Here is a 1,275-nt window from a genome sequence, read left to right on the forward strand (position 1 = left end):
TGTCCGTCGTCAGATGATTTGGGACAGGGTGGCTTGATCTGTAACGGAGGCCCTGGCTCGTTGTGGTTCCAGCTTATGCCGCGGTCTGGCGATGCAGCAAGCGGCGTTTCTCGATGGTCTTTCGCTTGATCTCCTTTCGTCGTCTGAGGATGGAGTCTGCCCTGCCGAAGTAGACATCGGCCGGCGTCAGGTTTCCGAGGCTTTCGTGATAGCGGTGCTGGTTGTAGTGGTCGATGAAGTCGCCGATCGCCTGCTTCAGCGCCCCGGGGAGGTAGTAGTTCTCAAGCAGGATGCGGTTCTTCAAGGTCTGGTGCCAGCGCTCGATCTTGCCCTGGGTCTGAGGATGGTTCGGAGCGCCGCGGACGTGGTCCATGCCCTGATCGTCCAGCCACGTTGCCAGATCGCCGGATATGTAGGACGAGCCGTTGTCGCTGAGCAGCCGCGGCGGGTGTGCGACGGTAGCGCGGTCGCAGCCTGATGCCACCAGGGCGTCCTCCAACGTGTCGGTAACATCAGTGGCCTTCATAGTGGTACAGAGCCGCCAGGCGACAACGTAGCGGCTGTAGTCATCAAGGATCGTCGAGAGGTAGAACCAGCCCCAGCCGATGACCTTGAGGTAGGTGAAGTCGGTCTGCCAGAGCTGGTTGGGGCGCGTCGTCTTGTCATGGAACTCCTCGGCAGCCTTGATCACGTGGAAAGCCGGGCTGGGGATCAGGTCCTGTTCCTTCAGGATACGATAAACAGAAGCCTCTGAGACGAAGTGCTTTCTGGTATCCGTGAAGCGGAAAGCCAGCTCGCGCGGCGACAGCTCGGGCTCATCCAGGGCAAGCTCGACCACATTCTGCCGGATCTCATCGGGGATGCGGTTCCAAACCCGTCCGGGGTGCGGGCGCCGGTCTTCCAGTCCTTCCTCGCCGAAAGCGAGGTAGCGATCGTACCAGCGGTAGAATGTGGTCTTCGGGATGCCGAGCTGGGCCAGCGTCTTCTTCACCGGCAAGTGGGACTGCTCGACGAGGCGGATGATCTCGAGTTTCTCGGTTGCGGGGTATCTCATATGTCGTCTCCCCCATCCCCGAGCATGCTTTTTTTGAGCAGCCGGTTCTCGAGGGTGAGGTCGGCAACCGCCTCCTTAAGAGCCGAAGCCTCGGAACGCAGCTCCTTCACCTCGGGGCTGGTCGCCTGACGCGCGGTATCACCCGCAAGGCGCTTCTTCCCGGCCTCCAGGAACTCTTTCGACCAGGAATAATACAGGCTGGTGGCAATTCCTTCGCGCCG

1 pseudogene is annotated in these 1,275 nt (G+C 60.8%); it reads right to left on the reverse strand.

Features of this window, described 5'->3' with window-relative positions:
* Positions 1–73 precede the first annotated feature (73 nt).
* Positions 74–1,275, reverse strand: a pseudogene (locus RXV90_RS25750) (IS3 family transposase); the annotation flags it as partial.

Origin of the sequence: Ovoidimarina sediminis, from assembly GCF_032586175.1 — a bacterium.
GTDB lineage: Bacteria > Pseudomonadota > Alphaproteobacteria > Rhodobacterales > Rhodobacteraceae > Ovoidimarina > Ovoidimarina sediminis.